This window comes from Streptomyces sp. NBC_00440, from assembly GCF_036014215.1.
Classification (GTDB): domain Bacteria; phylum Actinomycetota; class Actinomycetes; order Streptomycetales; family Streptomycetaceae; genus Streptomyces.
In genome coordinates this window covers 3187035-3201503 of the sequence record NZ_CP107921.1, presented here as the reverse complement: position 1 = coordinate 3201503, position 14469 = coordinate 3187035, and the positions used below count along the sequence as shown (strand labels likewise).

At 70.3% G+C, this 14469-nt stretch carries 9 protein-coding genes; 6 read left to right on the top strand and 3 right to left on the bottom strand.

All coding sequences use genetic code 11. The features are described 5' to 3' along the window. Nucleotides 1-335: 335 nt before the first annotated feature. The 4 genes from OHB13_RS14240 (at nucleotide 336) to OHB13_RS14225 (ending at nucleotide 10120) form a co-directional block, all read left to right on the top strand. Entirely contained in the window at nucleotides 336-4562 is a 4227-nt protein-coding gene (locus tag OHB13_RS14240; protein WP_328377338.1) for a hypothetical protein, read from the top strand. Beyond that, nucleotides 4559-8083 (top strand): hypothetical protein, encoded by a 3525-nt coding sequence (locus tag OHB13_RS14235; protein WP_328377337.1) that lies wholly within the window; start codon nucleotides 4559-4561, stop codon nucleotides 8081-8083. The genes OHB13_RS14240 and OHB13_RS14235 overlap by 4 nt, the downstream gene beginning before the upstream one ends. Before the next feature lie 27 nt (nucleotides 8084-8110). Continuing rightward, entirely contained in the window at nucleotides 8111-9151 is a 1041-nt protein-coding gene (locus tag OHB13_RS14230) for a hypothetical protein (protein ID WP_328377336.1), read from the top strand. Nucleotides 9152-9340: 189 nt separating this feature from the next. Then, entirely contained in the window at nucleotides 9341-10120 is a 780-nt protein-coding gene (locus OHB13_RS14225; protein WP_328377335.1) for a response regulator transcription factor, read from the top strand. Here the strand turns inward: OHB13_RS14225 and OHB13_RS14220 are convergent. Beyond that, nucleotides 10079-10576 (bottom strand): MarR family winged helix-turn-helix transcriptional regulator, encoded by a 498-nt coding sequence (locus OHB13_RS14220; RefSeq protein WP_266856167.1) that lies wholly within the window; start codon nucleotides 10574-10576, stop codon nucleotides 10079-10081. The genes OHB13_RS14225 and OHB13_RS14220 overlap by 42 nt on opposite strands. A 103-nt stretch (nucleotides 10577-10679) precedes the next feature. On the opposite strand from OHB13_RS14220, the gene OHB13_RS14215 reads away from it, so the two are divergent. Together OHB13_RS14215 and OHB13_RS14210 are read left to right on the top strand one after the other, a co-directional pair. Then, a complete protein-coding gene (locus OHB13_RS14215) occupies nucleotides 10680-11468 on the top strand; it encodes a trans-aconitate 2-methyltransferase (RefSeq protein WP_328377334.1) in 789 nt (262 codons plus the stop codon). Beyond that, nucleotides 11465-11827, top strand: a complete 363-nt coding sequence (locus OHB13_RS14210; RefSeq protein ID WP_328377333.1) for a VOC family protein — start codon at nucleotides 11465-11467, stop codon at nucleotides 11825-11827. The genes OHB13_RS14215 and OHB13_RS14210 overlap by 4 nt, the downstream gene beginning before the upstream one ends. Before the next feature lie 57 nt (nucleotides 11828-11884). On the opposite strand, the gene speB is transcribed toward OHB13_RS14210, so the two are convergent. Together speB and OHB13_RS14200 are read right to left on the bottom strand one after the other, a co-directional pair. Beyond that, nucleotides 11885-12868 carry an agmatinase gene (speB, locus tag OHB13_RS14205; protein ID WP_266856173.1) on the bottom strand — a complete coding sequence of 328 codons (984 nt, stop codon included), beginning with the start codon at nucleotides 12866-12868 and terminating at the stop codon, nucleotides 11885-11887. Between the two features lie 70 nt (nucleotides 12869-12938). Next, nucleotides 12939-14402, bottom strand: coding sequence for a purine-cytosine permease family protein (locus OHB13_RS14200; RefSeq protein ID WP_266856175.1), 1464 nt, complete (start codon nucleotides 14400-14402; stop codon nucleotides 12939-12941). Between the last annotated feature and the right edge of the window lie 67 nt (nucleotides 14403-14469).

The window sequence follows — 14469 nt, the reverse complement described above, 5'->3', positions numbered from 1 at the left end:
TTGAGCTGAGAAGCCGTATTCCTCCCGGTCCACGTCAACGGCGGCGCCTTCACCACGGGCCGGCGCATGCCGCCCGGCGCGGCAACCCCACCCAGATGCGGGCCGCGCCCCCCGGTGCAATGGTGGGGTGAGACCGGAAGTGCGGGTGACGGGGGAATCTCAAGGCCGGGACGGCACGCGTCGCCGTGCGTCGCCGACGACGACGCCGCGGGCTCCGGTCTCGCCGCACCGTAACGGGGCACGCACCCCGCGCACCGGTTTTCGCCGCTGCGCGGGGACACAAGCCAACCCTCCCTCTTCCATCCCGATGCCGCACATAAGTGCGAGGAGGAGCTGTGAGCACACCCTCCGACGTCAGACTTGCCAACACCACGGCCCTGTCGGGGGGTGACCAACTGCTCGATGTCTTCTACCGGGCGGACGACGCCTCCCTCCACCACTGGCAGTACGCCCAGGGCAGTTGGCAGTTCGAGAACATGGGCGGTCGCCTGCTGTCAGCTCCGGTCGGCATGGCGCTGCGGCCCGACTCCCTGCACCTGTTCGTCACCGAGCTGGACAACGACCTGAACCACGGCCTCTACAGCCGTACCTCAGCCGAGGGTTTCTGGGAGCCTGAGGAGATCGAAGTCAGCTGGGTCAGTCACGATCCGGTGGTCCTGCCGATTACGACGGACCGATACGAGCTGTTCTCCGCCTCGGTCGAGGGTGCGTTGCGGCATTGGAGCTTCTCGCCGGGCACCCGGTCGCACAGGGCCGACATCGTGGGCGTCGGAGCAGAACTCGGCGCGGTCTCGCGCACCCCCAACCTGCTCGACGTGTTCTACCCCGGCGACTCCGGGACACTGCAGCGCTCCACCTTCTCCGGTCTGGTGACCGACGACGCGCAGGCGTGGACCGCTCCGGTCGACATGGGAGGGCAGCTGGCGGGAGCGCCGGCTGTCGCGTCCTTCGGACCGGAGCGCCTCGACATCATCGGGCGTCAGCCGGACGGACGGTGGGTGCACTGGGGCTGGAACGGCGGACGGTGGTTCGGGCCGGAGAACAACGCCGCAGGCCAACTTGCCTGCGACCCGGTCGCCGTGACCCGCGTGCCGGAGCACGTCGACGTCTTCGCCCGTGACACGGACGGGTTCCCGGTGCACTGGCGCTTCAACTCCGGTTCGCAGGTGTGGGAGGGGCCGGAGCGTCTCGGATCGGACCAGATCCTGGGATGTCCCAGCGTGGTGTCGTGGGGCCCGGACCGGCTCGACGTCTTCGCCCGCTCGGCTGCGGGCCCGCTGCTGCACTGGTGGTCATCGGACGCGGTCACCTGGGGTTCGGAGCAGCTGGATGCCTCACTCCTGCCGGCGCGCCCGCCTCCCCCGGGGCCTCGGCTACCCGATGCTCAGTTCCTTCTGGTGCGGCCCGATGACCTGGTCATTCTGGGAGTGCGGTTCTCCGGGTTCCAGCAGCAGGCGAGCCGCACAGGCGGCGGAACCGAACTCGTTTCCATGGATGACAACGCACGGCTGGTGCTCACCTTTCCGCCCCAGCACATCGGCGAACAGACCTGGCCTGCGATCGGCGGCCCCCAGGACCTCAGCGAGGGGCGCCTGGCAGGGCCCAGCCAGCTGGCGTTCTCGGTGCCGGCCGGCACCGTCGTCACCCCCACAGCCGAGCGGGTGCTCGATGTGTGCACCGCGCTGGCCCGCTCGGACGGCCAGTGGACGCCCGACGACTCGGCCGTCGAACTGCCGTGGCGGCTGCTGTCGGCGCCGGAGAGCCGCGACAGCGCGGCAGGCGTCGTATCCGACCACCGCTCGCAACCTGTCGCCACCGACGTCGGCGCCGTCGGGCTCTGGCGCAGCCGCCTGATGGCGGTCGGCCGGGCCGACGACGGTTCGGACGTGGGGCTCGCCCTGCGCCCCCTCGACGTCGAACTCGCGTCCCACACAGACGAGTTCACGGCGCCCCTGTCGGTCGCGGAGCGGCTGACCATCGCACAGCAGGGCGACCCCGCGGCAACGCAGCGGCTGGAGTTGAGCTCTCTCGGCGGCTCTTTGACGGTCCACCAGCAGTGGGAAACCTTCGGCTGGGACCACGAAGCGGTGCTCGGCCGCGACGAAGTGGTCCGTACCGTGCAGCATGGCGTGCTGTTCCCGCTGGGGCATCGCGCCCAGTACGAGCGGATCACCCGCCGCGTCGTGGACCCCGGCTCCGGTATGCCCGCCGAGCTGGTCACGCAGCAGATCCTCACCGTCACCGAGCCGGTCAGACACGCCCCCAGCGATCCCCAGGCCGCCCGCGCGTTCCCTTTCTCCGACGTGGAGATCACCACCCTGCGGTTCACGGACCTCGAAGCCGACTGGCACACCGTCGACCGCACGGCCTCCGACGTCGAAGAACTGGAGCAGGAACTCGCGCAGGCGGACTACAAGATGAGGACTCTCAAGGCACGGATCTACGGCGGGGACATGGGCTGGCAGCCGGGCACGCCGACAGCCGAGGACATGGCGCCCGGCAGCAGCGACGCGGCCGACTACCTCAGCCAGATCGTCACGACCGACCAGCTCAACGCGGAGATCCAGGCTGCTGAGCAGCACCCGGCAACGCGTCCCGTGCCGCTGTACTTCTGGCCGCTCAGGCAGACCGGCGACGAGAGCGAGCCCATACGCTTCCCCGTCCGGTGCCAAGGCGCCGCCGGAGAGGTGCACTTCGAACTGCCACTGGTCTTCTACGCCGATGTGCGGTTCCCCCGGGGATCGGGGTACCCGGCGTTCACCTCGTTGCGGGATTTCTCCGCACAGTGCGAGGTGATCCGTGCCTACGAGAGCTCCCTCCAGGGCATCGTCGAACTCCCCGGCGTCACGGTCGACCTCATCGGCGCCGCCACACCGGCCCCGGGGGACCTGCACGAGGTTCACGCCCTCCACATCGCCGGCGTTCCGGACCCCGTCGAGGACACCTTCCGGCCCCGGCTCGGGACGCCGGATCCCGACCCCTACGCGCTGCCGCCGGCCGCGACGACGGCTACGGAAACCGCCGCCGCCCAGGCCTGGGGCGTCCGCGTCGGCATGCCCGCCCTGCGCACCATCATGAGCGACGCGCCCCAGCCTCCGGCGGTCCTGGCGCAGTACGCGAAGGACACCGCCCTGTCCTACTCCAAGGACTACCTGGCGCAGGGAAGCGATGCGGTGGACGCCGTGCTGGAGGTGGCCGGAGGCACACTGCCGATCACGTTCTCGGGCGTCGCCGACCGCTCGGGCGGACTGGTGACGCCCGATCTGGTCGCCGACGGAATCTCCCGCAAGCACGGGCCCGTCCAGCTGGCCGGGCTGACCACGTCCGACCCCAAGGACGTCCTCGCGGACGGCGCCACCCTGCTCGGGTTCGACCTGCGGGACGTGGTCTCGGGACTGACTGGTCCTCCACAGATCCTCTCGGACCTCACCCACACGCCACCGACGACCAAGATGACCTGGGGCGACCTCACGCTGCAGGACAAGCCCCCGTTCAAAGGCGGACCCCAGTCGACACTGGAACTCACCGTGGAGCGTTCGGCGGACAGCGTCACGACCACGTGCGACGTGACGGACTTCGACCTGGAGATGCCCCCGGGCGCGGCTGCGCTGCTCACGCTGCACTTCGAGGAGCTGAAGTACAGCCAGGTCGCGGGGAAGGCACCCGACCTGGCCGTGAACCACGTGACCGCCGCCTTCGAGGGCCAACTCCTGCTCCTGCAGAAGCTCCAGGAAGCCGTGGACCTCGACAAGGCCGGTCCGGACATCCGAGTCACCGGGACGGACATCGTCGCGAGCTACCAACTCCCCGTACCTCCGGTGGAGACGGGTGTCTTCGTGATGGACGGGATGGTTTTCCGGGCCGCGGTTCTCGTGCCCTTCGACGGGCGGCCCGTCTCGGTGATGCTGGGCTTCGCCAGCCGCGAGCACCCGTTCACCTTGAGCGTGTTGGCCTTCGGCGGGGGCGGCTACGTCGAGCTGGAGATGGACAAGTCGGGGCTGCGGAGGCTGGAGGCGTCGCTGGACTTCGGGGCGGTCGTCGGCGTGGACTTCGGCGTCGCCCGGGGCGAGGTGCACGCCATGGGGGGTGTGCGCTACGAGTTGGCCGACGGAGAGGCCAAGTTGAGCGGGTTCTTCCGCATCGGTGGAACAGTCGAGGTGCTGGGCCTGATCTCCGTGTCCGTGGAACTGGTGGTGACTCTGGCCTACGACGACACCACCAACGTGCTGTCCGGCCGGGCCACCCTCGTGATCGACATCGATCTCACCCTGTACTCCGACTCGGTGGAGCTGGACAGCGGGGTGTGGGTCCTCGCAGGTGATCCGAACGCCGCGCACCCCGCCCCGCCTCCCCTGCCACCGTCCAGGCCCGTGGCCGGCGAACCCGGAGGGCTGCGCCCGCCGGGCGGAGCGTTCACCGAGCCGCCGACGCAGGCACGTGCCGCGGACGCGCCGAACGCGGAGGACGCCGATCCGGCATCCCTGGCCGCTTCGTGGACGGCCTATCGAGCCGCCTTCGCCCCCACCCCGACGGACGCACTCACCGACCGGAGGACCCCATGAGTCGACTGCTGTGGATCGCGGTGCCCGGCGGTGCGGTCACCGACGGGCAGGCCACCCTGCGCATCCTGATCGTCCCGCAGCTGACCGAGGGCACGCTCAAGGACAACGGGCTGGCGGACTGGCCGGCGGTGCTGGGCCACGCGGAGCTCTCGGTGGAGGTGCGCCAGCCCGACGGCAGCGGCAGTGAGGTGCCGTACACGCTGGTGAGCAGCGGCAGTTCGGACGTGTGGCAGCAGTTCTTCAGCGCCGTCGACGTACGGGGCTGGCAGCAGCCGCCGGCCTATGACCCGCCCACCGTCGAACCCTCCACGGTGCAGCACGACAACATCCGGAAGACGTATGCCACTTCCGCCAAGGCCGTCGCCACACCCGACGTCGTCCACGACCAACTGGCGTCCTGGCACGTCGGCTCCCCCGACGGGGTCGCCTCGAACGGCGCTCCTTCGCCGCCGCCGCGCACGGGGCGGAGCGACGTGGACTTCCACCGCGCCGTCGCCATGCTGCGCGAGCACCCGGCCGTCCTGCGCGAGCTCGGCCTGATCGTGGAACTCACCCTCGGCACCGGCGACAAGGGCCTGCCGCCCGCCACCCCGACCGCCCCGGGCGCCGTCCGGGTCCGTTGGCCCGCCTCGACGATCGCTCCCGAGGTGGTCTCGCCGTGGACGGCCTACGAACTCGACAGCGGACTGTTCCTGCCCGCGTCGACCGCGACGATCAGCTCAGGCCTGGTCGACCTGGACGTGAAGGACCCGGCCGGGAATCCGCGTTGGCAGGTGGCCACCGTGGACATCGACGGTGCCGTGAGCCGGCTGCGGGACGCCGCACGCACCTACGCAACGGACAGGACGGACGGGCAGACCCCGCCGGCCAACGACGCGACGCTTCCCGCCCTGCGATCGGCGGGGCTGCTGCTCATGCGGCGCGACCGGGCCGAGCACTTCGCCGCGCGCTCCGACGCGGCGCGGGCCAACGCGGCGCGCGACGACCTCAGCGACGGGCCCCCGTTGACCGCGGACGACCTGGTGCTCGGATACCGGATGGACGTCAGGCTCCATGGGGCCGGTGACTCGCTGTCACTGTGCCGGCGGAACGCAACGTACTTCCTCAACAAGAACCCGATCGGTCCGCAGCAACTTGAGGAAGGGCATGTGAAGGCCAACGCCGCCATCCGCGACGAGCGCACCGGCGAGCTGCGCGCCGACGAGGTCGTCAGCCGCTGGAGCGGCTGGAGCCTGGCGGTGCCGCGCCCGGCCCTGGGCGCACCCCTGCCCCCGGCCCCGAACCCCGCACCGGCCCTTCCCTTCGACTTCTCATGGCAGTTCGAACCCGTGCCGGGGTCGCTGCCTGAGTTGCGCTTCAACACGTCGTACAGTGTGCGGCTGCGCGTCGCCGACATCGCCGGGGGCGGTCTGGAACACGATGACCCCGCCGCAGACCGCTGCTTCAGCGACTTGACGCCGTACGCCCGCCATGAGCCGCTCCCGGCACCGCAGATTCCACCCCCCGACGGCCTCGTGGTCACCGGGGCGGACGGGAAGCCGGTCGTCCACCCGGACGCGCTGGGCCCCGGAGGCAGCATCGACCAGTTGGTCATCCGCAGTGATCTCGGAGCGACCTCCTACGTGGACAATGCCGAACGCACGCTCCTGCCACCGCGCACCACCGTCGATCTGGCCGAGCAGCACGGCAGACTCGACGGATCGGACGAGGAGACGACGGGCCTGGTGCAGCGGGCCGTGCAGGCGGACGGCCCGGGACTGCCGGAACCGCTCGCCGCCGGCGTGGCCGTGTACTTCGTACGCGAACAGCCCACCGGGCAGGACGACCAGATGACGGACACGAGGGACTGGAGCGGCATATGGCCGGACTTCGCCGCCAAGTCACTCCGCTTGGTCCCGGGCGCCGCCGGCAGCGATCCTGAACTGCGCTGGGCCAATGACGATGGTTTGCTGGCCCTGGCCCCCGGACGACAGGTCACCGTCGAGCTGGCCTCGTACCTGAAGCTGCAGGACCTCGACAACTTCGTGATCAAGAACTGGCTCTCCGACTCGTCGGTCCCGGATCCGCCCGGCGACCACGATTCGCCCGAATCGGCGGTCCTCAACGGCCGCCACCCGATGGTCACCCCACCCCATGTCGTGACCCTGGTCCACGCGGTACGGCATCCGCTGCAGGCGCCGGACGGCCACCTCGTCCCCGTACGCAACGAAGGAGATCCCTTCGCCGTGCTGGCACACGACCAGGCGCCGTTGCTCTCCCTCGATGCGGGGAGCACAGCACAGCTCGACATCGTCGCCTCCTGGCAGGAGGTGAACGACAGCACCGCCCCGCAGCAGTTGTCCCAGGGGCTCCCCTCGCTGGCGATCGGCCGTCGCGACTCCGAACTCGCCACGATCAGGCACGAGTTCGGCGACACGCGACACCGGAGGGTGAGCTACACCATGACCGCCGTCACCAGGTTCCGGCAGTTCTTCGCGGCTGAGGAACCCGACGACGCCTTCGTCAGGACGCAGACCCTGGGGCCGGTGAGTGTGCCGAGTTCGGCCCGGCCGGTACCGCCCCGGGTCCTCTCGGTGCGCCCCGCTTTCCTGTGGGAAGGTGAGGTGCCCGACCAATGGGACGTGGTCGAACGGACCAGGCTCGGAGACAGGCTGCGGGTCGAGCTCGCCCGCCCCTGGTTCACGACCGGGGAGGGCGAACGGCTCGCCCTGGTCGTGTGCCCCGACGCGGCCGGCGCCGGCGATCCCGTGCTGACGGTCCCGGAGTTGCTGACCTGCACGGCCAGAGATCCGCTGTGGTCCACGCCGGGACCGTCCGGGATCGTGCGGACCTCGTCGTGCGTCACACAGGCAGCCGGGGCCAGGAGCGTCCACCCCGCCGGCCGGCCCGACCTCGACGTGGACGTGGTGGGGTTCCCGGTGGCGGAGGAAGGCGGGCACTGGTTCAGCGATGTGGTCCTGCCGGGAGTGGCCGCGGCCTCGTACAGCCCGTTCGTGCAACTGGCCCTGGCCCGCTACCAGGAGGAGAGCCTGGCGGGGCTGGAGCTGTCCACGGTGGTGCGCACGTCCCTGGTGCAGCTCCTGCCCGACCGGACCCTACGGCTCGAACGCGGCCCCGACGGAGTCCTGGTGACGCTCTCGGGCCTCGCTCCCCAAGGCCCTGCAGCCAACCGGGTCATCGCCACGCTGGAGGCGTACACCGAGCAACCGGGCGCGGGAGCTGACTCCGTCCAGCTCACCTCGCTGGCGGCGGACCCCGGTACGGCGGGCCTGCCGGCCTGGACGCGCGTCCCGGGATGCCAGGTCGAGGGAACACTGAACGAGACACTCACGCCGCTGCCCCCCGCGCCTGCCGGTCCGCAGACCGGGACGCCCTCGCGCGATCCGGGGGCCGGGCGGCTGCGGGTGGTCGTACGCGAGGTGGAGAGCATTCCCGCCGACCGCACGGACATCGACGTCTCCGTCGAACTGACCGAACGCACGGTCTTCGTGGACGCCATCCCCCTTCCCGTGAACGTCTGACCCTCGGACACCAGGAGGAGAACAGCCATGGCCACTGTCACCACTTTGGTCGCCGCAACCGTCACCGGAATGAGCGAAGCCAACGGCCTGAACGCCACAGGTTCCGTCGTGGGCCAGGAAGACACCGTCTTCGCCTACGTCTGGAACCCCACCCAGCCCAACGGCACGATCGGAACACCGACCCAGCTGCCGGCGCTGCCGACAGTAGGTGCGCCCGGGAAGGCGCGGGCCCGCTCGATCAACGCCAACGGGGTGATCTGCGGAGAGTCCGAAGGGCTCGACGCCTCCGGAAACCCGGTCACCCGCGCTGTCCTGTGGACCTCGGCGGGGATCCAGGACTTGGGGACCCTCATTCCCGACCCCGGCAATCCCGGGTTCTTCGTCGGAAACAGCCGAGCCCTCCACATCAACGACAACGGCCAGATCGTGGGGGCTTCGGATTCCGCGACGGGTGCAGAGCACGCCTTCCTCTTCGATCCCACAACGGCGTCCATGACTGATCTGGGCGCCCTGGTCCTTGCCGGGGCGTCCGGAACGACCGATACGAGCCGGGCCACGAGCATCAACAGCCAGGGTGACGTCGTGGGCGTCAGCAACTCCCTGGACACGAGCGGAACCCCGGTCGAGCGCGCCTTCCTCAGCACGGCGGGATCGGGCTTCCTGGCGGATCTCGGTACTCTGCTCCCCGACCCCGCCAATCCGGGCAGCTTCCTCGGCAACAGCAGCGCGTTCGGGATCAACGACAACGGCACGATCATCGGAACCTCGGACGGTGGAGGCGGGCTCACCGGCGTAACCCGGTTCTTCAGCGGGTCGCCTCCCGCGCCGGTGATCCCTAGCGACAGCGCAGGATCCGATGTGGGTCCCAACGACGACATCGTGGGGTCCATCGGCAGCCCCGCCGTGGGCTTCACGGAGAACAACACCAGCGGCCTGGTCGATCTCACCACTCTCGCCGCCACTGCCGGCATGACGGTCGACAACGGCACAGGCGTCAGCGCGTCGGGCCAGATCACCGCGAGCGCGACCGTCGGCGGCTCCAGCGTCGGAATCCTCATCACGCCCTGACACGGCCGCCCGACCGCGATCCATCACGGATCGAGCTGGCAGAGGGAGCCGGGCCGGAAGTCCTGAGGTACGCGGCCACCAATACCCGTCACCCACCGGTGTTCGCCAATCACCGGACGCGCCCGATGTACGCCCGTACGCTGAATCAGAGTCACCGGTGGGGGCCGGTGCGCGGGCGTGGGGGTACCTATGGGTCATATCCGTGTTCTCGTCGTCGACGACCACCGCATCTTCGCCGAATCGCTCGCCGCGGCCCTCGCCGCCGAACCCGACGTGGAGGTCACCGCCGCGGGCAGCGGACCGGCCGCGCTGCGCTGTCTGGACCGGGCCGCGGCGGACGGGCGCGCCTTCGACGTGCTGCTCGTCGACGCCGACCTCGGGGTCACCGCGGGGTGGGGCGCCCGCCCGGCGGTCGTCCCCGCCGCAGGGGAGAGCGCCCCGGCGGACGGCATCTCGCTGGCCGCCGCGGTGCGCGCGGCCCGGCCCGCGCTGCGCACCGTCGTCCTCGCGGTGCGGGACGACCCGCGCCGGGCCGCGCTGGCCCTGCGGACCGGGGCTTCGGGGTGGGTCGCCAAGGACTGTTCGCTGCAGCGCCTGCTCGCGGTGGTCCGGGGTGTCCTGCGGGACGAGACCCATCTGCCGCCCGCCCTGCTCACCGGTGTCGTACGGGAGCTGACCGCGGCCCACCGGCACCGCTCCGAGGGTGAGGTGCTGGTCGAGGCGCTGACGCCCAGGGAGCGCGAGGTGCTGCGGTGCATGGTCGCGGGCCTGGGGCGCAAGGCGGTGGCGGAGCGGCTCTTCCTCTCCCCGCACACCGTCCGTACCCATATGCAGAACGTGCTGGGGAAGCTGGGTGTGCACTCCACACTGGCCGCGGTCGCCCTGGCGAGACGGGCAGGCGTGGGGCCTGCCGAGCCGGTACAGCCCCTAGCCGGGGATGTTGTCGAACGGGGCAGTCAACTGGCGTAGCAGGCTGGCCAGTTCGCCCCGCTGGGTGCGGGAGAGCTCGGCGAGCAGGGCGCGCTCCTGGGCGAGCAGTCCGGCCAGTGCCTGGTCGGCCCGGTCGCGCCCCTCGGCGGTGAGCCGGACCAGCACCCCGCGCCGGTCGCTGGGGTCGGGCAGCCGCTCGACGAGGCCCTTGGTGGCGAGCCGGTCGATGCGGTTGGTCATGGTGCCCGACGTGACCAGGGTCTGGGTCAGCAGCTGCCCGGGGGAGAGCTGGTACGGGTCGCCCGCGCGGCGCAGTGATGTCAGGACGTCGAACTCCCACGGCTCCAGGCTGTGCTCGGAGAACGCGAGCCGGCGGGCGCGGTCGAGGTGGCGTGCCAGCCTGGACACCCGGCTGAGGACCTCAAGTGGTTCCACGTCGAGGTCGGGGCGCTCACGGCGCCACGCAGCTACCAGCCGGTCGACCTCATCCTCCATGTGGATCAGTGTAGAGGGTCTGTCGACATGAAGTCTCTTGGTATCAACTATCTCGGGAACAACTATCTTGACATCAAGAGATTTTCGGGGGAATGCTGGTTCCATGACCGCACCCACCTGGGATCCGCAGCAGTACCTGCGCCACGCGGACCACCGCACCCGCCCCTTCCACGACCTCCTCAGCCGCATCCCCGGCACCCCGGCCACCATCGCCGACCTCGGCTGCGGCGCCGGGAACGTCACCGCCCTGCTCGCCGACCGCTGGCCGGACGCCCGGATCACCGGCTTCGACAACTCCCCGCAGATGCTGGAACAGGCCCAGCGGTACGCGGGGCCCAGGCTCGGCTTCGCCCACGCCGACGCCGCCACCTGGACCCCCGCGGTCCCGTACGACCTGCTCGTCTCCAACGCCCTGCTCCAGTGGGTCCCCGGCCACGCGGACCGCTTCGCCGACTGGCTGGACGGCCTCGCCCCCGGCGGCACCTTCGCCTTCCAGGTGCCCGGCAACTTCACCGCCCCCAGCCACACCCTCCTCGCCGCGCTGCGCGAATCCCCGCGCTGGAAGTCCCGGCTCTCCGGCGTCGGCGACCGCGCCGGAGCCGTCCTGGAACCCGCCGGATACCTCTCCCGCCTCACGGACCTCGGCTGCACCGCGGACGTCTGGGAGACCACCTACCTTCAGCTCCTCACCGGCGAGGACCCGGTCCTCGACTGGGTCAAGGGCACCGCTCTGCGCCCCGTCCTCACCGCGCTCGCCGAGGACGAGGGGGCCGCGGCGGCCTTCCTCACCGAATACCGCGACCTGCTCCGCGAGGCGTACCCGCCGGGCCCGCACGGCACGGTCTTCCCGTTCCGCCGCATCTTCGCCGTCGCCCGCAGGGGGAACCAGTGATCACTGCTCTCGACCACGTACAGCTGGGCGCCCCGCCCGGTACGGAGGACGAACTCCGCGCGTACTACACAGGAGTGCTCGGCATGACGGAGATCCCCAAGCCCCCGGTGCTCGCCGTCCGGGGAGGCTGCTGGTTCCAGTCGGGCCAGGTACAGCTGCACCTCGGTATGGAAGAGGGCCACCGCCCCTCGGCGAAGGCGCACCCGGCGCTGCGCGTCACCGGTATCGAGGCGTACGGGCAGTTGCTGGAATCCCGGGGCGCGAAGATCACCTGGGACACCGACCTGCCGGGCCACCGCCGGTTCTACTCGTGGGACCCGGCGGGAAACAGGATCGAGTTCCTGGAGCCGGTGGCCTGACCCGGCCGCCCCGGCCCGGCTGCCCGGACGGCCGGGCAGCTCAGTGCCCTGAGCCGCTCACTGGCCGGCGCCGCCCGGCGTGGGACCGGAGTGGGTCTTCGACATGAGGGTCACCAGGTCGAAGGCCACCGTGGCTGCCGCCAGGCACGTGATCTCGGCATGGTCGTAGGCCGGCGCGGTCTCGACCACGTCGCCTCCGATCATGTTCAGTCCCTGCAACCGGCGCAGGAGGTGCAGCAGTTCGCGGCCGGTGAAGCCGCCCATCTCCGGTGTGCCCGTGCCCGGCGCGAACGCGGGGTCGAGCACGTCGATGTCGACCGACACGTAGACCGGGGCATCGCCCACCCGCCGGCGCACCGCGTCCGCCGCTCCGTCGATGCCGAGCACGTCGAGATCACCGGCGCGGATCACCCGGAACCCGAGCTTGGCGTCCTCGACGAGGTCGAGCCGGTCGTAGATGGGCCCGCGGATGCCGAGGTGGATCGACTTGTCCTGGGCGAGCAGGCCCTCCTCGGCGGCGCGACGGAACACGGTGCCGTGCGTCGTGGGAGCGTCGAAATAGGTGTCCCAGGTGTCGAGGTGCGCGTCGAAGTGGACCAGGGCGATCGGTCCGTGCTGCTGGTGGGCCGCCCGGAGCAGCGGCAGAGCCACCGTGTGGTCCCCGCCGAGCGCCACGATGCGCCGGTTCCTGTTCCCGGCGACGTCACGGGCGAAGCCCTCGATCGAGCGGAGCGCGGAGGTGGTGTCGTACGGGGTGCACGGCACGTCACCCGCATCGACGACCTGGACCTGCTCCAGCGGGGCGACATCGAGGTCGACGTGGAACCGCGGCCGAAGGTGCCGTGACGCCTGACGGATCCCCATCGGACCGAAGCGGGCACCGGGGCGGTACGACGTACCGCCGTCGAACGGGACGCCCAACAGCGCGATGTCGTAGTCGGAGACGTCCCTGATCTCCGGGACGCGGGCGAAGGTTCCACGACCCGCGAACCGGGGCACCTGGGTGGCGTCGAGCGCGCCCATGGGGGTGAAGTCGGTCATGCTGTCTTCTCCTGTCGTGCTGGGGGGTGGGTGGGCTGCTGCAGGCCCATGAGGATCGGCCGGACAGGCCCTAGTCGAGCGCCGCCAGTTCCACGTCCGTGTCGAAGGCGGGAGGGTCCTCCACCGCCGATTTCCTGGCCTGGTACCGCTTCATCACGAGGTAGTAGACGGGTGACGCGACGACCAGGCCGACGCACCACGAGATGTCGACACCGCCGAGCTTCGCGCCGAGGGGACCCGTGTAGATGGTCGTGACGAGGAACGGCACCTGCACCGCGGCGCCGACGAGGTAACACAGGACCGCCGGCCAGTTGATCCGGCCGTAGCGGCCGCCGTCGGCCTTGAAGAAGTCCTCGACCACGTAGTCGCCGTGGCGCACCAGGTAGTAGTCGACGAGGTTCACCGCGGTCCATGGGACCAGGGCGCTGAGCAGCAGGACGATGAAGTTGTTGTAGCTCGCCAGGAAGCCCTTCTCGCCGAGGAGGGCGATGGCCAGCGCGATCCCGCAGAGCACCGCGGCCACGACGGCGCGCTCGCGAGCCCGGGCGGACCAGCGGGGAGCGAAGGTCTGCGCGACGGTGATCGTCGACAGGGTGCTGCAGTAGAGATTCATGGCGTTGGTCGCCGCGATCCCCACGGTGAAGACGACGACGATCGGGACGGCGAAGACGCCGGTGAGCTTCGTGAGACCCGCGATCACATCCGCACCGGGCAGCGCAAGACCGACGGAGGCACCGAGCAGCATCGGCAGGATGGAGCCGATGGTGCTGCCCCAGTAACTCATCCAGAAGGCCGGCTTCGCGCCGGTGCCGGCCGGCATGTAGCGCGAGTAGTCCGAGACGTACGGCGCGTACGCGATCTGCCACACGGCGGCTGCCGACACCGTGCCCATGAACCCTGCGAGCGTGGCGCCGCCGGTACCGAAGAAGTCGTGCGGCAGCGGGTGCACGAACAGGACCCACACAAAAGCGAGTGCCAGCATCGCTCCCGAAAGGTAGGTCATGATCCGGGTGTAGGCGTGGATGAGCCGGTAGCCGTAGATGGTCGCGATCAGGCTCGCGACCGCGATGATGGTGATGCCGCCCTTGGTACTGATCGGCGTGATGGTCGCCAGAGACTGCCCGCCGAACACCAGGTTCGCCACGAACCAGCCGATGTACATCACGATGACGACCAGGATGATCAGCACGGACCCGTAGGAGCCGAACTGGCCTCGGGTCTGCACCATTTGCGGGATGCCGAGGGTCGGGCCCTGTGCGGAGTGCAGCGCCATGAAGACCGCGCCGATCAGGTTCCCGACGACGACACCCAGCACCGCGGTCCAGAGCGGCTGACCGAAGAGCGTGGTCGACAGTCCACCGGTGACGATGGACAGCACCATGATGTTCGATCCGAACCAGATCGTGAACAGGTCGCGGTTCGTGCCGTGGCGCTCGCTGTCAGGGATCGGCTGGATGGTTGCCGACTCAATGGTCTTCGCCGAGTCGTGGTGAGGTTCAGATGTCCCACTGCGAGGTTCAGATGTCCCGCTCATTGCTCTGTCCTTCCGAAGCAAGGTCCATGACCTGCCGGCGCAGCTGCCGAAAACCGGTGTGGGGAGC

Coding starts and splice junctions, on each gene's coding strand:
- OHB13_RS14235 (WP_328377337.1), top strand. CDS start 4,559: ATGAGTCGACTGCTGTGGATCGCGGTGCCCGGCGGTGCGGTCACCGAC.
- OHB13_RS14230 (WP_328377336.1), top strand. CDS start 8,111: ATGGCCACTGTCACCACTTTGGTCGCCGCAACCGTCACCGGAATGAGC.
- OHB13_RS14225 (WP_328377335.1), top strand. CDS start 9,341: ATGGGTCATATCCGTGTTCTCGTCGTCGACGACCACCGCATCTTCGCC.
- OHB13_RS14220 (WP_266856167.1), bottom strand. CDS start 10,576: ATGGAGGATGAGGTCGACCGGCTGGTAGCTGCGTGGCGCCGTGAGCGC.
- OHB13_RS14215 (WP_328377334.1), top strand. CDS start 10,680: ATGACCGCACCCACCTGGGATCCGCAGCAGTACCTGCGCCACGCGGAC.
- speB (WP_266856173.1), bottom strand. CDS start 12,868: ATGACCGACTTCACCCCCATGGGCGCGCTCGACGCCACCCAGGTGCCC.
- OHB13_RS14200 (WP_266856175.1), bottom strand. CDS start 14,402: ATGAGCGGGACATCTGAACCTCGCAGTGGGACATCTGAACCTCACCAC.